We start from the raw sequence: 19,956 nt of genomic DNA, 5'->3' as shown, positions 1-19,956 counted from the left end.
CGCCGTCGGGGGAGATTTGCGCGATCCTTGCATCATCCGCCCCGCCGGCCTAAATTCGCGCCTTTCATGACACGCGACGAGACCCCGCCGATGGCCAATCGCCTGCTGCCCGAATGGGCCCCCCAGGATGCCGTGCAACTCACCTGGCCCGGCCCCGACAGCGACTGGGCGCCCCTGATGGCGCGTATCGAGGCCACCCTCGAGAGCCTGGTGATGGCCATCGGCCGCTACCAGACGGTGCTGATCGCCGTGCCCGACGCGGCGACCCGCGTGCGGCTGGCCGAGGGGTTCGCCCGACGCGGCCTGCCCGCCGGGCGCCTGCGACTGGTGGTCGCCGAGGCCGACGACACCTGGGCCCGGGACCATGGCCCGATCGCCGTGATGCAGGATGGCGCCCCGCGGCTGCTGGACTTTGTCTTCACCGGCTGGGGCGGCAAGTTCGCCGCTGGACGCGACGACGGCTTGACCCGCCGCCTGGCCGAGGCCGGCGTCTTCGCCTGCCCCATGATCTCCCGCGACCTGGTGCTGGAAGGCGGGGCCATCGACACCGACGGCGAGGGCACCCTGCTCACCACCGAGGCCTGTCTGCTCAACGACAACCGCAACCCTGGCCTCGACCGTGCCGCCATCGAGGCCCGGCTCGCGGCGGACCTCGGCGTCTCCCGGGTGCTGTGGCTCGCCCACGGCCACCTGGAGGGTGACGACACCGACAGCCATGTGGACACCCTGGCCCGCTTCTGCGACCCGGGCACCCTCGCCTACGTGCGCTGCGACGACCCGGCCGACCCCCACTACCCGGCACTGACCGCCATGGAGGCCGAGCTGCAGGGCCTGCGCCGCGCGGACGGCACGCCCTACCGGCTGGTGCCGCTGCCCTGGCCGCAGCCCTGCCACGACCCCGAGGATGGCCACCGGCTGCCGGCCACCTATGCCAACTTCCTGATCATCAACGCTGCCGTGCTGGTGCCGGTCTACGGCGACCCCGCCGACCACCGGGCCCTCGACGCCCTGGCCGGCGCCTTCCCGGACCGCGACATCGTGCCCATCGACTGCACGACCGTCATCCGCCAGCACGGCAGCCTGCACTGCCTGACCATGCAGCTGCCCCGGGGCACCCTGGCCCCCGTTCCCGCCGAAGGAGAGAGCCCATGACCCGCACCCTCAAGGTCGGACTGGTCCAGCAGTCGGCCTGGCCCGACAAGGCCCGGAGCCTGGCCGAGAGCGAGGCCGGCATCCGCGAGCTCGCCGCCGCCGGCGCCGAGCTGGTGATGCTGCAGGAGCTGCACGCCACCCACTACTTCTGCCAGCACGAGGCCGTCGAGCTCTTCGACCTGGCCGAGCCCCTGGACGGCCCCACCGGCCGCCAGCTGGCGGGGCTGGCCGCGGAACTCGGCATCGTGCTGATGGGCTCGCTGTTCGAGCGTCGCGCCGCCGGTGTCTACCACAACACCGCCGTGGTCTACGATCGCGACCGGGGCCGGGTCGGCCACTACCGCAAGATGCACATTCCCGACGACCCGGGCTTCTATGAGAAGTTCTACTTCACGCCCGGCGACCACGACGACGCCCGCGGCCAGGGCTTCCAGCCCATCGACACCTCGGTGGGCCGGCTCGGCGTGCTGGTGTGCTGGGACCAGTGGTACCCGGAGGCCGCCCGGCTGATGGCCATGGCCGGCGCGGAGCTGCTGCTCTACCCCACCGCCATCGGCTGGCATCCGCCCGACGACGACGACGAGAAGGCCCGCCAGAAGGAGGCCTGGACGCTGATCCAGCGCAGCCATGCGGTGGCCAACGGCCTGCCGGTGGTGGTGGCCAACCGGGTCGGCCACGAGCCCGACCATTCCGGGGTCAGCCCCGGCATCGACTTCTGGGGCGGCAGCTTCATCTGCGGCCCCCAGGGCGAACTGCTGGCCCATGCCGGCGGCGAGGCCGAGCGCCTGCTGGTGACCCTGGACCTGGACCGCGGCGAGGACGTGCGGCGCATCTGGCCCTACCTTCGCGACCGCCGCATCGATGCCTACGGCGACCTGACCCGGCGCTATCGCGACTAGGGTCGAGGTGTGAACCTCGAAGCTCGAAGTATCCCGCTCCCATAGCAAACAACCCCGCCGGCGGCCCGGGCGGGGTTGTTTTTTCTTCCAGCTTCAAGCTGATGGCTTACGGCTTCATTTCCAGAAGTCGCGGATCGAGGCGATCCCCTGGGCTCCCACGGCCCGCGCATGGTTGGCGTCGAAGCGGGTCATGCCGCCCAGCGCGAAGACCGGCATCCCGGCATGCTCGACCAGCTGCTGGAAGTCGTGCCAGCCGATCGGCGCCACTTCCGGGTGCGAGGGCGTGGTGCGCAGCGGCGAGAGGGTGACGAAGTCACAGCCGATGCGATGGGCCTGGACCAGCTGGGCGCGGTCATGGGTGGAGGCGGACAACCACTTGCCCTCGGGCAGGGGACGCCGATCGAGGCTCATCAGCCGCTCGCTGGTCAGGTGGATGCCGTCGGCATCCAGGCCATCCAGCAGCTCCGGCTCGCCGTTCAGCACCAGCCGCGCCTCGTGGCGACGGCACAGCCCCAGGGCCTGCTCGGCACGGGCCAGGTACTCGCCCCGCGCCAGCCCCTTGGCACGCAGCTGCACCAGGCGGATGCCGTCCTCGGTCAGGGCCCGCTCCAGGCGCCCCTGGAAGCTGGCCTCATCGTCCTCCTCCCCGGTGATCAGGTACTCGGTGGGGAGCATCACCGCCCGCAGGATCGGCACATTGGCCGCCGGAAACGGGTAGTTGACCAGCTCGGCCATGGGCACCCAGCGCACCGCCTGCCCCTCGCGGCCGAAGGGCTCGCCGGCGAAGTCATGCACCTGCCAGACATCGAGCAGGATATGCTTGTCGGAGTACTCGTGATGGATGCGGATGAGCGGCTGGGCGCGCCGGATCTCCACGCCCAGCTCCTCGTGGAGTTCGCGCTTCAGGGCCTCGAGCCCCGTCTCGTAGGGTGCCAGCTTGCCGCCGGGGAATTCCCACAGGCCGCCGTGATCCACGCTGGACGGACGCCGGGCGAGCAGCACCTCACGACCGTCGGCACTGATGATGGCGGCAGCCGCCACGTGCACCCTTCTCTTCACCATTGCGTTCATTCACCTTTCCAACTTGTCCACGCACTCGGCGGTGCGGGGGATTTCTCTACTGACTCCGACCGGCCTGGCGCCACCCCCTCGGTGGGGTCAGCTGCGATAGTCGGCATTGATGGCGACGTATTCCCGGGTCAGGTCCGTGGTCCACACGGTGGCCCCCTCCTCGCCGCGCCCCAGGTCGATGCGAATGGCGATCTCGTCCCGGGCCATCACCGAGCTACCGGCCTGCTCGGTGTAGCCGGCGGCACGCCCTCCCCGCTCGACCAGGCGCACGTCACCGAGATCGATGGTCACCCGGGACACGTCGAAGCCTTCCAGCGGAGCGCGGCCGACGGCGGCGAGGATGCGCCCCCAGTTGGCATCGCTGGCGGCCAGGGCGGTCTTGACCAGCGGCGAATGCGCCACGGTGAAGGCCACGTCCAGGGCCTCCCGACGGGTCACCGCCCCTTCCACCTGCAGGCTGACGAACTTGGTGGCGCCCTCGCCGTCGCGGACGATGGCCTGGGCCAGCTCGGTCATCACCCGCTGCAGGGCGTTGCGGAACACCGCCAGGCGTTCCTCGTCGGCCACCGCGACCCCGCGCCCGGTGCTGATCAGCATGCAGGCATCATTGGTGGAGGTGTCGCCATCCACCGTGATGCAATTGAAGGAGCGCGCCACGCTCTCCTGCAGCAGGGTCTCCAGCACCCTCGGCTCGATGGCCGCATCGGTGGCCACGAAGGCCAGCATGGTGGCCATGTTGGGCCTGATCATGCCCGAGCCCTTGCTGATGCCGTTGATGGTCAGCGTCTCGTCGCCCAGCGGCACGGTCACGCTGGCCCCCTTGGGGCGGGTATCGGTGGTGAGGATGCCCTCACCGGCCGCGGCCCAGCCGGCGCCCTCCTCGTCCAGGGACCTCAGCGCCTCGGGCAACCCGCCGAGCAGCCGTTCCATGGGCAGGGTCTCCCCGATCACCCCGGTGGAGAACGGCAGCACCGCGTTCTCGGGCACGCCGGCGAGACGCGCCAGTTCGCTGCAGGTGGCCCGGGCATCGCGCAGGCCGGTCTCGCCGGTGCCGGCATTGGCATTGCCGGTGTTGATCACCAGGTAGCGGGGGGCCTGGCCACGGGTGGTGCAAGCGGCCAGGTGCTCGCGCGCCACCGTCACCGGGGCCGCACAGAAGGCGTTGCGGGTGAAGCTGCCCGCCACGGCGGCCCCCTCGGGCACCTCGATCACCACCAGGTCCCGGCGATCGGCGGTCTTGATACCGGCACGGGCCGTGCCCAGGCGCAGCCCCTCGATCCTCGGCATGTCCGGAAAGCTTGCTTGACCCACTGCCATCGCCTCGTCTCCTGTTTGAATTCGCGTCGAGCGTCGCCCGTCAGCTAAGTTTGCCGCAGCACTGCTTGAACTTCTTGCCCGAGCCGCAGGGGCAGGGATCGTTGCGTCCCACCTTGGGGCCCTCACGGCGCAGGGGGCGGCCGTCGCTGCCCGGCGCCGGGGCGGCTGCCGCGGGCTGCCCCCCCTCCTCGGCGGCGGCCTCCGGGGCATCGTGACGGCTGGCGGCCGCGGCCTTCTCGCGCTCCAGCGACTCGCGGCGCTGCTGCTCCAGGGCCTCGACCTCCTCGGGGCGACGCACCTTCACGTGACTGAGGATGCGGGTCACGTCGGCCTTGATGTTGGTCAGCAGCATCTGGAACAGCTCGAAGGACTCGCGCTTGTACTCCTGCTTGGGGTTCTTCTGGGCATAGCCGCGCAGGTGGATGCCCCGGCGCAGGTGGTCCATGGACTGCAGGTGCTCCTTCCAGCGGGTATCCAGCACCTGCAGCATGACCTGCTTCTCGAAGCGGCGCATCAGCTCGGGACCGGCGACCTCGGCCTTCTCCTCGTAGACCCGACGATGCATCTCCTGCAGGCGCTCGCGCAGCTGCTCCTCGTGGAAGCGCTCGTCCTGCTCGGCCCACTCCACCACCGGCGCCTCGAGGTTGAACTCGGTTTTCAGGTGGGCCTCCAGGCCGGCCAGGTCCCACTGCTCCGGCAGGCTCTGGGGCGGCACGAACTCGCTGATCGCCTCGTCCAGGACCTCCTCGCGAATGCCCATGACGTTGTCGGAGACCTCCTCGGCGGCGAGGATCTCGTTGCGCTGCTCGTAGATGACCCGGCGCTGGTCGTTGGCCACGTCATCGTATTCGAGCAGCTGCTTGCGGATATCGAAGTTGCGGCCCTCGACCTTCTTCTGGGCCCGCTCCACGGCGTTGGAGACCATCTTGTGCTCGATGGCCTCGCCCCGCTCCAGCCCCAGCGCCTGCATCAGGCGCTGCACCCGGTCGGAGCCGAACAGGCGCATCAGGTTGTCTTCCAGGGACAGGAAGAAGCGCGTCGAGCCGGGGTCACCCTGGCGGCCGGCGCGGCCACGCAGCTGGTTGTCGATGCGCCGGGACTCGTGGCGCTCGGAGCCAACCACGTGGAGGCCGCCGGCCTCGAGCACGGCATCGTGGCGCTGCTGCCACTCGGCCTTGAGCCGCGCGACCTGGGTCTCGTCGGGGGCCTCGAGCTTGGCGGCCTCGGCCTCCCAGTTGCCGCCCAGCACGATATCGGTCCCCCGGCCGGCCATGTTGGTGGCGATGGTGATGGCCCCGGGCCGCCCGGCCTGGGCGATGATCTCGGCCTCACTCTGGTGCTGCTTGGCGTTGAGCACGTTGAAGGCCAGGCCGGCCCCCTTCATCAGGCTGGCCAGGTACTCCGAGGTCTCGATGGAGGCCGTGCCCACCAGCACGGGACGCCCGGCCTCGGTCTGTGCCTTGACGTCCTCGATGATGGCCTCGAACTTCTCCTCGGCGGTGAGGTAGACGAGGTCATTGAGGTCGGCACGGATCAGCGGCTTGTTGGTGGGGATCACCACCACGTCGAGCCCGTAGATCTGGCGGAACTCGAAGGCCTCGGTATCGGCGGTACCGGTCATCCCGGACAGCTTCTCGTAGAGGCGGAAGTAGTTCTGGAAGGTCGTGGACGCCAGTGTCTGGCTCTCGCGCTGGACGGTCACGCCCTCCTTGGCCTCCACCGCCTGGTGCAGCCCCTCGGACCAGCGGCGGCCGGGCATGGTGCGGCCGGTGTGCTCGTCGACGATCACCACCTGGCCATCGCTGACGATGTAGTCCACGTCGCGGTGGTAGAGGTGCCGGGCGCGCAGCGCCGAATGCATGTGCTGCAGCAGGTTGAGGTTCTGGGCCGCGTACAGCGAGTCCTCCTCGCCCAGTTGGCCCTCGGCGCGCAGCAGCTCCTCGACCCGGTGATGGCCGCCCTCGGTGAGCTCCACCTGCTTCTGCTTCTCGTCGAGGGTGAAGTCGCCGCTCTCCGGGTCCTCCTCGTCGGTGCACTGGGTCAGGTTCACCGCCAGGCGGTCGATGATCCGGTAGAGCTCGGTGTTCTCGTCCACCGCCCCGGAGATGATCAGCGGCGTGCGCGCCTCGTCGATGAGAATGGAATCCACCTCGTCGACGATGGCGAAGTGCAGCCCGCGTTGGACCTTGTCCTCCAGCGAGAAGGCCATGTTGTCGCGCAGGTAGTCGAAACCGAACTCGTTGTTGGTCCCGTAGGTGATGTCGCAGCCGTAGGACGCACGCTTCTCCTCGGGCGTCTGGCCGGCATAGATGGTGCCGACCGAGAGGCCGAGGAACTCGTAGAGGGGGCGCATCCACTCGGCGTCACGACAGGCCAGATAATCGTTGACCGTGACCACGTGCACTCCCTTGCCCGGCAGGGCATTGAGGTAGACCGCCAGGGTCGCCACCAGGGTCTTGCCCTCGCCGGTCTTCATCTCGGCGATGCGGCCGTCGTGAAGGGTGATGCCGCCGATCATCTGCACATCGAAATGGCGCATGCCCATGACCCGCCTACCGGCCTCGCGGACCGTGGCGAAGGCCTCCGGCAGCAGGGCATCGAGGGACTCGCCGCCGTCGAGACGCTCACGGAAGCCCGCGGTGCGGGCCTTGAGGGTGGCATCGTCGAGGCTCTCGAGGTCGCCCTCCAGGGCGGTGATACGGCCCACGGAGCGGCCCATGCGTTTGACTTCGCGGTCGTTCTTGGAGCCGACGACCTTGCGCAACAGATTATTGATCATGAAGGGTCCCGAAATTGCGTGTGGCATCCTGCCGGGGATTCCCCGGCCTCTCGTCGTTCAACCTCGACGAGCGGATGGCGGACCACGCCGTGTCAGGACATCGTGGGCGGCCACGGCCCGCCGCGGCTCGCCGCGGCCGATGACGGGCCGCCCCGGGCGTGCCGGTATCACGGGCAAGCGCGGCCCGGGCCAGCGGCGATGCGCCCGACGCCGGGCCTGCAGGCGGGAGCTGGCACGGATCAGCGCGGGGGCCAGGATACAGACCTGGATGACACGCTCGACGGGGCGCGACGACTCCAACTGGGCGAACCCCGCCGGCAACAGGCAGCCCACCAGCAGGCCCGCCAACCACCAGCGGGTCGGGCGGCGCTCCATCGGGCGACGCGCCGTGGCGCGAATGTCCGCGGTGAGGGTGGCCATGCTGTCGAGGGACTCCCTTGGGTGTGCTAGGCTCTTGCGTTCAGGGGCCGCCGGCGCGAGCGGCCGACGGCCAACGTCAGGGGTTCGCCCCCGAGAATCAAGCTGATGAGTATAAAGGTTAAGCGGTTCCGAGCACAGCCCATGTCCCGGCTACTGGAAGGCCGCGGGGAGCTGGGGACGCTGATGCGCATGGCCCGACTCATCGAGCGGGCCCAGCAGCACCTGCGCGACCACCTTCCCGTCGAACTCGCGGAACACCTCTTCGTGGGAGGCTTTCATGATGGGCGCCTGACGGTGATCACCGACCGCGCGGTGTGGCTGACCCGCTTGCGCTACGAGCAGGCGCAGCTGCTGTCGCGGCTCCATGAGCTGCCCGGTTTCGAGGCCGTGAGCGGTTTCGACTTCAAGGTCCGGCCGGTCCGCCCCCCCAAGGCGCCGGTGCGCCAGACCCGACGCCTGCCTGCCCGGGCCGCCGACGAGCTCTCCAGCTGCGCCGCCGACGTGGACGACCCCCGGCTCAGGCGGGCCCTCGAACGCCTCGCTTCCCACGCCGAGTCCTGACCCCGATATACGAGACCGCCGCACCTCGGAAGGTGCGGCGGTCGACTGCGGTGGCTGCGCTGCCAGCGTGGCGGATTCAGGCCATGGCCGGGGCGGCGTAGGAGATGGGCGCCTTCTGGGTGTCGTCCTCGAAGGTGACAATCTCCCAGCACTCCGGCTGTTCCATCAGCGCGCGACACAGCTGGTTGTTGAGGGCATGACCGGACTTCACGCCGCGGAACTCGCCGATCAGGCTGTGGCCCAGTTGATAGAGGTCGCCGATGGCGTCCAGCACCTTGTGCTTGACGAACTCGTCATCGTAGCGCAACCCGCCCTCGTTCACGATGCGATAGTCATCGACCACGATGGCGTTGTCGAGGCTGCCGCCGAGCGCCAGGTTGTTCGAGCGCAGGTGCTCGAGGTCGCGCATGAAGCCGAAGGTCCGGGCACGGGACACCTCCTTGACGAAGGAGGTGGTGGAGAAGTCGACCACCGCGGTCTGCTTCTGGTCCTCGAACACGGGGTGGTCGAAGTCGATGGCGAAGGACACCTTGAAGCCCCGATGGGGCAGGAAGATGGCTTCCTTGTCGCCCTCGCGCACCACCACCTCCCGCTTGATGCAAATGAACTTCTTGGCGGCACTCTGCTCGGCGATGCCCGCGGACTGGATCAGGAACACGAAGGGCCCGGCGCTGCCATCCATGATCGGCACCTCGGGGGCGCTCACGTCCACATAGGCGTTGTCGATGCCCAGGCCGGCCAGGGCCGACATCAGGTGCTCGACGGTGGCCACCTTGACGCCATCCTGGGACAGGGCCGTGCACAGGGTGGTGTCGGCGACATTCTCGGCGCGGGCCGGGATCTGCACCTCGGGGTCCAGGTCGGTGCGCACGAAGATGATACCGGTATCGACCGGGGCCGGCCGCAGGGTCAGGTAGACCTTCTTGCCGGAATGCAGGCCGACGCCGGTCGCGCGAATGACGTTCTTGAGAGTGCGTTGTCTGATCATGGGCAGTCGCCAGGCAGTCGTTGGTTATCAAACACCGTTCACTATAACACCGAACGAGTGTTTCAACAAAACTTCCATCCCCTCGGGCTGCCTATGCTTGCGATAGCGCCACTCAATCGGCCTGACGCCGCAGGAACGCCGGAATATCCAGGTAGTCGTCCAGCTCCTGGGACTTGCGCGGCTCCGCCTGGGGACGCGGGGTGTCCTGGGACTCCGCCTTGGGTGCGGCCGCCGCGGCGCGATTGACCGAGGCCTGGGGCCGGCCGGCAGCGGCGGACTGACGCTGGCGATAGTCCCCGCCGGCATCGGCACGGCGCGTGGCCTGGCTCGCCGCCTTGGCCTGACGCTGCCCCTCGAGGCCGGCGGCCACCACGGTGACCCGCAGCTCGTCGGTCATCTCCATGTCGATGGAGGTCCCGACGACGATGGTGGCGTCCTGGGAGGCGAACTCCTGGACCGTGGCACCCACGTCGTTGAACTCCCCGATCGACAGGTCGGGACCGGCGGTGATGTTGACCAGGATGCCGCGCGCACCGTGCAGGTCGATATCCTCGAGCAGCGGGCTTCTGATCGCCTTCTCGGCGGCCTCGCGGGCCCGATTCTCGCCGGTGGCGCCGCCGGTGCCCATCATCGCCATGCCCATCTCGGACATCACGGTGCGCACGTCGGCGAAGTCGACGTTGATGATGCCGGGGCTGGTGATCAGCTCGGCGATGCCCTGGACGGCGCCCAGCAGCACGTCGTTGGCGGCGCTGAAGGCCGTCAGCAGGCTGGCGCTCTTGCCCAGCACCGACAGCAGCTTCTCGTTGGGGATGGTGATCAGCGAGTCGACATGCTCGGAGAGCTCCTTCATGCCCTCCTCGGCGGCCCGCATCCGCTTGGGTCCCTCGAAGGGGAAGGGACGCGTGACCACCGCCACGGTCAGGATGCCGAGCTCCTTGGCGACCTGGGCCACCACCGGCGCACCGCCGGTGCCGGTCCCCCCGCCCATGCCCGCGGTGATGAACACCATGTCGGCACCGCCGAGCAGTTCGGCGATGCGCTCGCGGTCCTCCATGGCCGCCTGGCGTCCCACGTCGGGGTTGGCACCGGCGCCGAGCCCCTTGGTGATCTCGCTACCGAGCTGGAGAACGGTCTTGGCCGCCACCCGCTTCAGCGCCTGGGCATCGGTGTTGGCGCAGATGAATTCCACGCCCTCGATGCTGCTCTCGACCATGTGATTGACGGCATTCCCGCCACCACCACCGACACCGATGACCTTGATGACCGCACTGCTAGAGGGTGCGCTATCTACAAGTTCGAACATTAGCCCCGTCTCCTGGACCGCGTGCGCGGCCCTGTCAGAAATTTCCTTTGAACCAGCCTTTAAGCCTTACCAGCGCCGGAATCCCTTCCTCTGGCCTGCGCCGGGAGACGTCGCCACGTCTCGGTTGCGCCGAGATGCTACTACCCTGCCCCTGTGTGCCCTGATGGCCATGCCCCTGACGGGCCTCCCGTAGAGCGTAATGTAGCAAACCGACTCCCGTCGAATAAATCGGGTTGCGCACCACATCGGCGAGCCCCCGCACGTTCTGTGGACAGGCGATTCGCACCGGCATGTGAAAGATCTCCTCGGCCAGCTCGACGACGCCTTCCATGCGTGCCGTGCCACCGGTCAGCACTACGCCGGCCGCCACCAGATCCTCGTAGCCGCTGCGCCGCAGTTCGTCACGCACCAGGGTAAAAAGTTCCTCGTAGCGTGGTTCGACCACCTCGGCCAGCGACTGGCGGGACAGGTCCCGGGCCGGCCGGTCACCGACACTGGGCACCTTGATCATCTCGTCGCTGGAAGCCAGCTGGGTAAGCGCACAGGCGTACTTGACCTTGATCTCCTCGGCATGCTGCGTGGGCGTGCGCAGCGCCATGGCGATGTCGTTGGTGACCTGGTCACCGGCGATGGGAATCACCGCGGTGTGGCGAATGGCGCCCTCGGTGAAGACCGCGATATCGGTGGTACCGCCGCCGATGTCGACCATGCACACGCCAAGCTCGCGCTCGTCCTCGGTGAGCACGGCATGGCTGGAGGCCAACTGCTCGAGGATGATGGCATCCACCTCGAGACCACAGCGCCGCACGCACTTCTCGATGTTCTGCACCGCATTGAGGGCGGCCGTCACCAGGTGGACCCTGGCCTCCAGGCGCACCCCGGACATGCCCAGCGGCTCGCGGATGCCGCCCTGGGTGTCGATGGCAAACTCCTGGGGCAGCACATGCAGGACCCGCTGCCCCTCGGAGATGGCCCGCGCGCGGGCGGAATCGATGACCCGGTCGATATCGGAGGAAGCGACCTCGCGCTCCTTGATGGCGACCACGCCATCGGAATTCATCGAGCTGATATGGCTGCCGGCGATGCCCACATAGACGGAGTGGATATCGCAGCCCGCCATGAGTTCCGCTTCCTCCACGGCACGCTGGATCGATTGCACCGTGGACTCGATATTGATCACCACCCCTTTCTTCATCCCGCGGGAGGGATGGGAGCCGATACCGGCAATTTCAATGCCGCCATCGTCGGTGGGTTGCCCCACGATCGCCACGACCTTGGATGTTCCGATATCCAGCCCGACTACCATATTGGACGCATTGGATGGACCTGACATGAGCCGGGAAATCTCCTCGAGCCGGACCCGCTAGGGGAAATGCATGTTTGAAACGAATAAAACCTGGGCCAATTATAGGAACAACTCACCGTGATCCACCAGCCCATGGGAAGAAACCCCCGTCACGATACGGCGATTTTCTTCCGAAAGGAACACCCTGGTGCCCCGGGAACCGGGCAATTCACCCTGAAGTGCCATTCAGCCTTGATCGGTAGTGGCATCGTCCACGGGTTCGGTTTGTCCATGCCAGGCCACGGCCACGCCATTGGGATAACGCAGATCGATGTAGCGGATATGCGACGCCGTGTCGGCGAGTTCCCGCTCCCAGGCCGCCAGGAAACGCGCCAGCCGCTCCTCCCGGTGATTGCGCCCGAGCATCACCCAGAGCCCGCCCTCCAGTTGGAACCGCCAGGCGCCGCGCGCCTCGAGCCGCACCTGACGCAGAAACAGCCCCCGGGGCGCGAGCCGCGCCGCCAGAGCGTCGTGATAGGCCAGCACCTCGGCGCCACTGTTCGCCGGCCCCGAGAGCTCGGGCAGCTCGTCGGGCACCTCAAGGGGCGCGTGGTCGAAGGGCTCGCCGGCCGCATTGAGCAGCCGGTCGTCGTTCCAGCGCGCCACGGGCACCTGCTCGACCAGCTCGAAGACCAGCGCATCGGGCCACTCGCGACGGATGCGGACCTCGCTCAGCCAGCCGATGTCCCGTGCCCGCTCGCGCAGCTCGCCCAGGTCCACCGACAACCAGGTCCGGCCCTGGACGAGGGGCGCGAGCCGGCTGCGCAGGTAGTCGGCCCCGGCATGATGCAGCTCGCCGCGGATCGAGACCCGCTCGATGGGACGATCCAGCCACAGCCACAGGGCCCGGCCACCGGCGCCGACCAGCAGCGCCAGCAGCAATACGCCGAGCAGGGTTCCGCGACGCGCCATGGACTAGTCCCGCCCGGCGGTGTCGAGGATACGCATCACCAGCGCATCGAAATCGAGGCCGGCGTGGGCCGCCGCCTGAGGCACCAGGCTATGGTCGGTCATGCCGGGCACGGTATTGACCTCGAGCAGCCAGAAGCGCCCCTGGGCGTCGCGCATGACGTCGACCCGCCCCCAGCCGCTGCAGCCGATGGCCTCGAAGGCCTCCCGGCACAGCGACGCCAGGCGATGCTCCTCGTCCTCGGCCAGTCCGCAGGGCAAGTGGTAGAGGGTCTCGTCGGAGAGGTATTTGGCCTCGTAGTCGTAGAAGCCGCTGGGCACTTCCACGCGAATCGCCGGCAGCACGCTGTCGCCGAGCAACGACACCGTGTATTCCTCGCCGCGAATGAAGCGCTCGGCCATCACCCGGGCATCGAAGCGCACGGCGTCGCGGTAGGCGGCCGCCAGGGCCTCGGGACTGTCGACGATGGTGATGCCGAGCGTCGAGCCCTCGTGGACCGGCTTGACGATCAGCGGCAGGCCGAGCCGCTCCACCACCGCCGCCCAGTCGGCATCGGGGCCGAGCATCACGCTCTCCGGGGTGGGCAGGCCCAGCGCCTGCCAGACCAGCTTGGTGCGCTGCTTGTCCATGCCCAGCGCCGAGGCCAGCACGCCGCTGCCGGTATAGGGGATGTCCAGCAGTTCCAGCGCCCCCTGGAGGGTACCGTCCTCGCCGCCTCGGCCATGCAGGGCGATAAAGACCCTGTCCGGCCTGAGGGCTTCCAGGCCGGACAGGCCGCCCTGCTCGGCCGGGTCGAAGCCGATGGGGGCCACCCCGGCACGCTCCAGGGCGGCGATGACCGCGGCCCCGCTCTTCAACGAGACCTCCCGCTCGGCGGAGTCGCCGCCGTAGAGCACCACCACCCGGCCCTGGCCGGTCCTGTCCGCCGTCATAGCGCCACCTCGTCGAGATCCAGTCGAGCATCGGCCAGTCGCTGGGCGATCCCCCCCACGTCGCCGGCGCCCTGGGTGATCAGGATATCACCGGGACGCAGCACCCTGGCCAGCAGCCCCGGCAGTTCGCTCTTGTCCTGCACGAAGATCGGGTCGACCTCGCCGCGCTGGCGGATCGAGCCGGCCAGGGTCCGGCCGTCGGCCCCGGGCACCGGCGCCTCGCCGGCACTGTAGACATCCAGCAGCAGCAGGGTGTCGACCCCGGCCAGCACTCGCACGAAGTCCTCGTAGAGGTCGCGGGTGCGCGAATAGCGATGGGGCTGGTAGACCATCACCAGGCGTCGCTCTGGCCAGCCGTCGCGGACGGCCTTGATCACCATCTCGACCTCCCGGGGATGGTGGCCGTAGTCGTCGACCAGCATGACCTCGCCCGCCTCGGCCGGGGCCGGGAACTGCCCATGCACCTGGAAGCGGCGGCCGACCCCGGCGAAGCCGGCCAGGCCGCGCAGGATGGCCTGGTCGTCGACGCCGGCGTCGCTGGCCACGGCGATGGCGGCCAGGGCATTGAGGGCGTTGTGGCGCCCCGGCATCGCCAGGCGCACCTCGAGCGGCGCCAGGCCATCGGGACGCCGGACGGTGAAGCGCACCTCGCCGGCCTGCTGGACGAAGTCCTCGAGCCGGTAGTCGGCATCGGCGCTGAAGCCGTAGGTGACGAACTGGCGGTTGACCCGCTCGATCAGCCCACGAACATTGGCGTCATCGATGCACAGCACCGCCAGGCCATAGAACGGCAGGTTGTGCAGGAACTCGATGAAGGTGCCCTTCAGGCGCTCGAAGTCACCGCCGTAGGTGGCCATGTGATCGGCATCGATGTTGGTGACGATGGCCACCATCGGCTGCAGGTGCAGGAAGGAGGCATCCGACTCGTCGGCCTCGGCCACCAGGTACTCCCCCTCCCCCAGGCGGGCATTGGTGCCGGCACTGGTCAGCCGGCCACCGATCACGAAGGTGGGGTCCAGGCCGCCCTCGCCGAGCAGGGTGGCGGTCAGGCTGGTGGTGGTGGTCTTGCCATGGGTGCCGGCCACGGCGATGCCGTGGCGGAAGCGCATCAGCTCGGCGAGCATCTCGGCGCGACGCACCACCGGCACGCGATGCTCGTGGGCCCAGCGGATCTCGGGGTTGGTCTCGTCCACGGCGGTGGAGACCACCACCACGTCGGCGTCGCGGGCATTCTCCGCCGCATGACCGATGGCCACGCCGATGCCGCACCGCTCCAGCCGGGCCACCACCGGCGAGACCTTCAGGTCGCTGCCGCTGACGGTGTAGCCCTGGTTGGCCAGCACCTCGGCGATGCCGCACATCCCGGCGCCGCCGATGCCGACGAAGTGGATGCGACGGATGCGGCGCATGCCCAGCCCGAGGCCGGGACGCGGGGGCGTGGCTTGGCCGGGAACCGGCCCGAGGGTCTCGTCACTCAAAAGCTGTCTCCATGCAACCGGCCACCAGGCGCTCGACGGCGTCGAGATGGGCACAGCGTCGTGCCTGCGCCGCCATGGTGGCAAGGGCTTCGGGGTCGAGCAGCGTCGCCAGGCGATCGGCCAGCGCCGCTGCGCTCATCTCGTTCTGCGGCATCAGGGCGGCGGCGCCCTCCTCCACCAGGGCCGCGGCATTGGCGGTCTGGTGGTCATCCACCGCATGGGGGAAGGGCACGAAGAGCGCCGGCTTGGCCGCCGCCGCCAGTTCGGCCACGGTCAGCGCCCCGGCGCGGCAGACCACCAGGTCGGCCCAGTCGTAGGCCGCCGCCATGTCGTCGATAAAGGCCGTGACGTCCGCTTCGACGCCTTGCTGCTCGTAGGCTTCCCGGGTCGCCGCGTCCTTGTCGCGGCCGGCCTGGTGGTGCACCTCGGGACGGCTCGCCGCCGGCAATCGCGCCAGGGCCTCGGGCAGCCGCTGGTTCAGGGCCAGGGCGCCGAGGGAGCCCCCCACCACCAGCAGGCGCAAGGGGCGCTCGCGCATGGTGGCGGCCGGCCGCGGCGACTCGCCCAGAACGGCGATCTCGCTGCGCACCGGGTTGCCGACCACCTCGGCCCGGCCCGGGAAGGCCTGGGGAAAGGCCGCATAGACACGACACGCCAGGCGTGCCAGGGCGCGGTTGGTCAGGCCGGCCACGGCGTTCTGCTCGTGGATCACCAGCGGTCGCCGCTTGAGCCAGGCGGCCAGGCCGCCGGGGCCGCTGGCGAAGCCCCCCAGCCCCACCACCAGTTGCGGGTCGACGTCGCGGATCACCCGGGCGGCCTGCCCCACCGCCCGGGCCAGCCGCCAGGGCGCCAGCAGCCAGCCGACCAGGCCGTTGCCACGCAGGCCGCTCACCGCGACATGGTGCAGGGGGATGCCGGCGGCCGGCACCAGGCGATTCTCGATGCCCCGGGGGCTGCCCAGCCACGCCACCTCGACCCCGGCCGCCGTCAGCGACCGGGCCAGCGACAGGGCGGGAATGACGTGGCCGCCGGTGCCACCGGCCATGATCAGGGCACGGCGGCCCCCGCGTCGACTCATGATCCGCTTCCTTGTGGCTTGCCGGCCGGCGCCACCCGGCTAGCCGTGGGCCGGGCACGACGCTGCGCCTGTCGGGTCTCGATATCCGCCCGCAGCAGGATCGCCATCATCACGCAGCTGACCACCAGGCTCGAGCCACCGTAGCTGAGCAGCGGCAGCGTCAGCCCCTTGGTAGGCAGCATGCCGGTACTGACGGCGATGTTGATGAAGGCCTGGGCGCCGATCACCAGGGCGATGCCGTAGCTGACGTAGGCGGCAAACGGCAGCCTGGCCAGCTCGGCCCGCCGCCCCACCGCCATGGCCCGCCACACCAGCAGGGCGAACAGCCCCACCACCACGACGGCACCGACCAGGCCCAGCTCCTCGGCGAGCACGGCGAACACGAAGTCGGTGTGGGCCTCGGGCAGGTAGAACAGCTTCTGCACGCTGTTGCCGAGCCCCATCCCCAGCCAGTGCCCTCTGCCGAAGGCGATCAGCGCCTGGGTCAGCTGGTAGCCGCTGGCGAACTGGTCGGCCCAGGGGTCGGCGAAGCTGGTCAGGCGCGCCATGCGGTAGGGCTCGGCGATGGCGGCGATGGCGCCGAGGGCCGCCACCAGCAGCATCAGCAGCAGGAAGCGCCCCCAGGGCGCCCCCGCCATCAGCAGCATGCCCATCACGCAGCCGGTCATCACCACCACCGCCCCGTAGTCCGGCTCCAGGATCAGCAGCCCACCCATCACCGCCATCACCGCCAGCGGCCGCAGGAAGGCGCCCCACTCCCGGCGAACCTGGGGCAGGAAGCGCTCGAGGTAGCCGGCCAGGTAGGTGATCAGGCACAGCTTGGCGATTTCCGAGGCCTGCAGGTTGAAGGGCACGCCGGGCAGCGACAGCCAGCGGCGGCTGCCGTTGACCTCGCGGCCGACCACCAGCACCAGCGCCAGCAGCACCATGCCCACCAGCAGCAACAGGGGCCCGTTGGCCTTCCACCAGCCCAGGGGCACCCGCAGCGCCAGGGCGGCAACGACCAGCGACACCAGCAGGAAGGTGCCGTGGCGCAGGCTGAAGTACCAGGCGTTGCCGGTGAGGCTGGAGGCCACCTCGGTGGAGGCCGAGGTGACCATCACCCAGCCGAGCAGCAGCAGCGCCAGCGCCGCGAGCACCAGCCAGCCATCGAAGGGCTGCTCGGCGGTGGACAGCCGGGCGCGCAGCCGGGACAGGCGACTCATGGCGTGCCCTCCCCGGCCAGGCGCTGCACGGTGCCGCGGAAGGCCTCCCCCCGCGCCTGATAGTCGCGGAACTGGTCGAGACTGGCACAGGCCGGCGACAGCAGCACGCAATCCCCCGGCTCGGCGATCTCCGCGGCCCGCTCCATGGCCGCCCCCAGGTCCTCGACGCGCTGCAGGGGCAAGCCGCCCGCGAGAGCGGCTTCCAGTTTATCCGCGTCACGCCCGAAGAGGATCGCCTCGCGACCATAGCGGGCCAGCGGCGCGGCCAGGGGGGTGAAGTCGGCCCCCTTGCCGACCCCGCCGGCCAACAGGATCAGCCGGCCCGCCAGGGTCGGCCCCAGGCCGGCAATGGCGGCCAGGGTCGCCCCCACGTTGGTGCCCTTGGAGTCGTTGATCCAGCGCACCCCGCCGATCTCGGCCACCAGCTCGCCGCGATGGGGCAGGCCCGGGAAGCGTTCCAGCACCCGGCACATGGCGGCGAGCGGAAACCCCAGGCGATGCCCCATGGCCAGGGCCGCCAGGGCATTGGCCTGGTTGTGCCGACCGGGCAGGCGTACCGCCTCGGCAGGCATCAGGGGCGCGTCGCCATGCATCAGCCAGGGCCGGGGCCCCGTGCCATCATCATGCTCGCCGATGCCCCACTCCCCCGCCTCGGGCGGGCGGGTGGTGAAGCGGTCCAGCGCCGGCAGCGGCACGGCCGGCCAGGTGTCGGGCTCCTCGGCATTGACCACGCCATGGCGGGCTCCCCGGAAGATGCCCAGCTTGGCGGCCCGGTAGCCGGCCAGGTCGCCATGGCGGTCCAGGTGGTCCTCGGAGAGATTGAGGAAGGCGGCGGTGTCGGCGCCGAGACAGGGCGTGGTCTCGAGCTGGAAGCTCGACAGCTCGAGCACGTACAGCTCGGCATCGGGCCGCTCGGCGAGCAGGTCCAGCGCCGGGGTGCCGAGGTTGCCGCCCACCGCCACCCGACGGCCGGCCTCGACCGCCATCTCGCCGAGCAGGGTGGTCACCGTGGACTTGGCGTTGGCCCCGGTGATGGCGGCGATGGGGACCCGGCAGGCCCGCACGAACAGCGCCATCTCCCCCACCACCAGGGGCTCGCCCTGCGGCCCGCGGTGGCCGGCCAGGTCGGCGAGGCCCGGCGAGCGGGGATCGACGCCGGGACTCACCACCACCTCCCGGGTCGCACCCATGTCGAGGTCGGTGAGCGGCCCGCAGTGCACCGCGACCCCCGGATGGGCGTCGCGAAAGGCCTCGAGGCCGGGCGGCTCGGCCCGGGTGTCGACGACCATGAAGGGACGCCCCAGGCGTTGCAGGTGACGACAGATGGCCCGGCCGGACACGCCGAGCCCGACCACCAGCGTCATTCCCTTGGGCACCTTGACCATCAGCGGCTCCTCGCGTGGACGGCGAATGTCGGGCTCCTCGGGAGCGTCAACGGATCTTGAGGGTGGCGAGCCCCAGCAACACCAGCACCACGGTGATGATCCAGAAGCGCACGATGACCCGCGGTTCCGGCCAGCCCTTGAGTTCGTAGTGGTGATGCAACGGGGCCATGCGGAAGATGCGTCGCCCGGTCAGCTTGTAGGAGCCCACCTGGAGGATCACCGAGACGGTCTCCATGACGAAGATGCCGCCCATGATGAACAGCACGATCTCCTGGCGCACGATCACCGCCACCACGCCGAGGGCGGCGCCCAGGGCCAGGGCCCCCACGTCGCCCATGAAGACCTGGGCCGGATAGGTGTTGAACCACAGGAAGCCGAGCCCGGCGCCGGCGATCGTCGCACAGAACACGGCCAGCTCGCCGGCGCCCGGGATCATCGGGATCTGCAGGTAGTCGGCGAAGACCACATTGCCGCTGGCATAGGCGAACACCGCCAGGCCCATGGCCACCAGCACGGTGGGCATGATCGCCAGGCCGTCGAGGCCGTCGGTGAGGTTCACGGCGTTGGAGCTGCCGACGATCACCAGGTAGGTGAGCACGACGTAGAACACCCCGAGCGGCAGCACGAATTCCTTGAACAGCGGCACGATCAGGCTGGTCTCCACCGGCGAGGCGGCGGTGACGTAGAGGATGGCCGCGGCGGCCAGGCCGATCACCGACTGCCAGAAGTACTTCCAGCGGGCCGGTAGCCCCCGGGGGTTCTTCTCCACCACCTTGCGGTAGTCGTCGACCCAGCCGATGGCGCCGAAGCCCAGGGTCACGGCCAGCACCACCCAGACGTAGTGGTTGCGCAGATCCCCCCACAACAGGGTGCTGACGGCGATGGCCATCAGGATCATGGCGCCGCCCATGGTCGGGGTGCCGGCCTTGGAGAGATGCGACTGGGGACCATCGTCGCGCACGGCCTGGCCGATCTGGCGTTCCACCAGCCGGCGGATCACCACCGGGCCGAGCCACAGGCACAGCACCAGGGCCGTCAGGGTGCCCAGGATCATGCGCAGGGTCAGATAGTTGAAGACGTTGAAGGCGCTCTGGAATTGCGCCAGCAGTTCAGCCAGAAAAAGCAGCATG

Annotated in this window: 17 protein-coding genes; 3 read left to right on the top strand and 14 right to left on the bottom strand. The window is 69.5% G+C overall.

All coding sequences use genetic code 11. The features are described from left to right. The first annotated feature begins 90 nt into the window (after nucleotides 1-90). The gene (locus FHR97_RS12130; protein WP_183384073.1) at nucleotides 91-1,152 is read left to right on the top strand and encodes an agmatine deiminase family protein; all 1,062 of its coding nucleotides are present in this window, start codon (nucleotides 91-93) and stop codon (nucleotides 1,150-1,152) included. Then, nucleotides 1,149-2,051, top strand: a complete 903-nt coding sequence (locus FHR97_RS12125; RefSeq protein WP_183384072.1) for a carbon-nitrogen hydrolase — start codon at nucleotides 1,149-1,151, stop codon at nucleotides 2,049-2,051. The genes FHR97_RS12130 and FHR97_RS12125 overlap by 4 nt, the downstream gene beginning before the upstream one ends. A 114-nt stretch (nucleotides 2,052-2,165) precedes the next feature. On the opposite strand, the gene FHR97_RS12120 is transcribed toward FHR97_RS12125, so the two are convergent. The 4 genes from FHR97_RS12120 to FHR97_RS12105 form a co-directional block, all read right to left on the bottom strand. Further along, nucleotides 2,166-3,122, bottom strand: coding sequence for a Nudix family hydrolase (locus FHR97_RS12120; protein WP_246403974.1), 957 nt, complete (start codon nucleotides 3,120-3,122; stop codon nucleotides 2,166-2,168). 87 nt (nucleotides 3,123-3,209) lie between these two features. After that, nucleotides 3,210-4,439 carry a bifunctional glutamate N-acetyltransferase/amino-acid acetyltransferase ArgJ gene (argJ, locus tag FHR97_RS12115; protein ID WP_183384071.1) on the bottom strand — a complete coding sequence of 410 codons (1,230 nt, stop codon included), beginning with the start codon at nucleotides 4,437-4,439 and terminating at the stop codon, nucleotides 3,210-3,212. A 40-nt stretch (nucleotides 4,440-4,479) separates the two neighbouring features. Beyond that, entirely contained in the window at nucleotides 4,480-7,218 is a 2,739-nt protein-coding gene (gene secA, locus FHR97_RS12110; RefSeq protein WP_183384070.1) for a preprotein translocase subunit SecA, read from the bottom strand. 57 nt (nucleotides 7,219-7,275) lie between these two features. Further along, nucleotides 7,276-7,638, bottom strand: a complete 363-nt coding sequence (locus tag FHR97_RS12105) for a hypothetical protein (protein WP_183384069.1) — start codon at nucleotides 7,636-7,638, stop codon at nucleotides 7,276-7,278. 141 nt (nucleotides 7,639-7,779) lie between these two features. Here FHR97_RS12105 and FHR97_RS12100 point away from each other — a divergent pair, with 141 nt between their 5' ends. Then, nucleotides 7,780-8,199 (top strand): DUF721 domain-containing protein, encoded by a 420-nt coding sequence (locus FHR97_RS12100; RefSeq protein WP_246403973.1) that lies wholly within the window; start codon nucleotides 7,780-7,782, stop codon nucleotides 8,197-8,199. Nucleotides 8,200-8,275: 76 nt separating this feature from the next. Here FHR97_RS12100 and lpxC read toward each other — a convergent pair whose 3' ends face one another. The 10 genes from lpxC to mraY form a co-directional block, all read right to left on the bottom strand. Beyond that, on the bottom strand, nucleotides 8,276-9,187 hold the full coding sequence (gene lpxC / locus FHR97_RS12095) for a UDP-3-O-acyl-N-acetylglucosamine deacetylase (protein ID WP_183384067.1): 912 nt from the start codon (nucleotides 9,185-9,187) through the stop codon (nucleotides 8,276-8,278). Between the two features lie 112 nt (nucleotides 9,188-9,299). Then, nucleotides 9,300-10,493 carry a cell division protein FtsZ gene (gene ftsZ / locus FHR97_RS12090; RefSeq protein WP_183384066.1) on the bottom strand — a complete coding sequence of 398 codons (1,194 nt, stop codon included), beginning with the start codon at nucleotides 10,491-10,493 and terminating at the stop codon, nucleotides 9,300-9,302. A gap of 34 nt (nucleotides 10,494-10,527) precedes the next feature. Beyond that, nucleotides 10,528-11,826 (bottom strand): cell division protein FtsA, encoded by a 1,299-nt coding sequence (ftsA, locus tag FHR97_RS12085; RefSeq protein WP_183384065.1) that lies wholly within the window; start codon nucleotides 11,824-11,826, stop codon nucleotides 10,528-10,530. 198 nt (nucleotides 11,827-12,024) lie between these two features. Continuing rightward, a complete protein-coding gene (locus FHR97_RS12080; protein ID WP_183384064.1) occupies nucleotides 12,025-12,750 on the bottom strand; it encodes a cell division protein FtsQ/DivIB in 726 nt (241 codons plus the stop codon). A gap of 3 nt (nucleotides 12,751-12,753) precedes the next feature. Then, nucleotides 12,754-13,680 (bottom strand): D-alanine--D-alanine ligase, encoded by a 927-nt coding sequence (locus FHR97_RS12075; RefSeq protein WP_183384063.1) that lies wholly within the window; start codon nucleotides 13,678-13,680, stop codon nucleotides 12,754-12,756. Then, nucleotides 13,677-15,089 carry a UDP-N-acetylmuramate--L-alanine ligase gene (gene murC, locus FHR97_RS12070; protein ID WP_183384143.1) on the bottom strand — a complete coding sequence of 471 codons (1,413 nt, stop codon included), beginning with the start codon at nucleotides 15,087-15,089 and terminating at the stop codon, nucleotides 13,677-13,679. The genes FHR97_RS12075 and murC overlap by 4 nt, the downstream gene beginning before the upstream one ends. A 61-nt stretch (nucleotides 15,090-15,150) precedes the next feature. After that, nucleotides 15,151-16,236 (bottom strand): undecaprenyldiphospho-muramoylpentapeptide beta-N-acetylglucosaminyltransferase, encoded by a 1,086-nt coding sequence (murG, locus tag FHR97_RS12065; protein WP_183384062.1) that lies wholly within the window; start codon nucleotides 16,234-16,236, stop codon nucleotides 15,151-15,153. Next, nucleotides 16,233-17,441, bottom strand: coding sequence for a putative lipid II flippase FtsW (ftsW, locus tag FHR97_RS12060; RefSeq protein WP_183384061.1), 1,209 nt, complete (start codon nucleotides 17,439-17,441; stop codon nucleotides 16,233-16,235). The genes murG and ftsW overlap by 4 nt, the downstream gene beginning before the upstream one ends. Further along, nucleotides 17,438-18,826: a UDP-N-acetylmuramoyl-L-alanine--D-glutamate ligase gene (murD, locus tag FHR97_RS12055; protein ID WP_183384060.1), complete on the bottom strand. Its 1,389-nt coding sequence runs from the start codon at nucleotides 18,824-18,826 to the stop codon at nucleotides 17,438-17,440. The genes ftsW and murD overlap by 4 nt, the downstream gene beginning before the upstream one ends. A 46-nt stretch (nucleotides 18,827-18,872) precedes the next feature. Further along, nucleotides 18,873-19,955 (bottom strand): phospho-N-acetylmuramoyl-pentapeptide-transferase, encoded by a 1,083-nt coding sequence (mraY, locus tag FHR97_RS12050; protein WP_183384059.1) that lies wholly within the window; start codon nucleotides 19,953-19,955, stop codon nucleotides 18,873-18,875. Between the last annotated feature and the right edge of the window lies 1 nt (nucleotide 19,956).

This window comes from Halomonas stenophila, assembly GCF_014192275.1.
Lineage (GTDB): Bacteria > Pseudomonadota > Gammaproteobacteria > Pseudomonadales > Halomonadaceae > Halomonas > Halomonas stenophila.
This window is presented reverse-complemented; position numbering and strand designations above follow the sequence as displayed.

What these genes read in the sequence shown, in the direction of transcription:
- FHR97_RS12130 (WP_183384073.1), top strand. Translation starts at nt 91, where the DNA reads ATGGCCAATCGCCTGCTGCCCGAATGGGCCCCCCAGGATGCCGTGCAA.
- FHR97_RS12125 (WP_183384072.1), top strand. Translation starts at nt 1,149, where the DNA reads ATGACCCGCACCCTCAAGGTCGGACTGGTCCAGCAGTCGGCCTGGCCC.
- FHR97_RS12120 (WP_246403974.1), bottom strand. Translation starts at nt 3,122, where the DNA reads ATGAACGCAATGGTGAAGAGAAGGGTGCACGTGGCGGCTGCCGCCATC.
- argJ (WP_183384071.1), bottom strand. Translation starts at nt 4,439, where the DNA reads ATGGCAGTGGGTCAAGCAAGCTTTCCGGACATGCCGAGGATCGAGGGG.
- secA (WP_183384070.1), bottom strand. Translation starts at nt 7,218, where the DNA reads ATGATCAATAATCTGTTGCGCAAGGTCGTCGGCTCCAAGAACGACCGC.
- FHR97_RS12105 (WP_183384069.1), bottom strand. Translation starts at nt 7,638, where the DNA reads ATGGCCACCCTCACCGCGGACATTCGCGCCACGGCGCGTCGCCCGATG.
- FHR97_RS12100 (WP_246403973.1), top strand. Translation starts at nt 7,780, where the DNA reads ATGTCCCGGCTACTGGAAGGCCGCGGGGAGCTGGGGACGCTGATGCGC.
- lpxC (WP_183384067.1), bottom strand. Translation starts at nt 9,187, where the DNA reads ATGATCAGACAACGCACTCTCAAGAACGTCATTCGCGCGACCGGCGTC.
- ftsZ (WP_183384066.1), bottom strand. Translation starts at nt 10,493, where the DNA reads ATGTTCGAACTTGTAGATAGCGCACCCTCTAGCAGTGCGGTCATCAAG.
- ftsA (WP_183384065.1), bottom strand. Translation starts at nt 11,826, where the DNA reads ATGTCAGGTCCATCCAATGCGTCCAATATGGTAGTCGGGCTGGATATC.
- FHR97_RS12080 (WP_183384064.1), bottom strand. Translation starts at nt 12,750, where the DNA reads ATGGCGCGTCGCGGAACCCTGCTCGGCGTATTGCTGCTGGCGCTGCTG.
- FHR97_RS12075 (WP_183384063.1), bottom strand. Translation starts at nt 13,680, where the DNA reads ATGACGGCGGACAGGACCGGCCAGGGCCGGGTGGTGGTGCTCTACGGC.
- murC (WP_183384143.1), bottom strand. Translation starts at nt 15,089, where the DNA reads ATGCGCCGCATCCGTCGCATCCACTTCGTCGGCATCGGCGGCGCCGGG.
- murG (WP_183384062.1), bottom strand. Translation starts at nt 16,236, where the DNA reads ATGAGTCGACGCGGGGGCCGCCGTGCCCTGATCATGGCCGGTGGCACC.
- ftsW (WP_183384061.1), bottom strand. Translation starts at nt 17,441, where the DNA reads ATGAGTCGCCTGTCCCGGCTGCGCGCCCGGCTGTCCACCGCCGAGCAG.
- murD (WP_183384060.1), bottom strand. Translation starts at nt 18,826, where the DNA reads ATGGTCAAGGTGCCCAAGGGAATGACGCTGGTGGTCGGGCTCGGCGTG.
- mraY (WP_183384059.1), bottom strand. Translation starts at nt 19,955, where the DNA reads ATGCTGCTTTTTCTGGCTGAACTGCTGGCGCAATTCCAGAGCGCCTTC.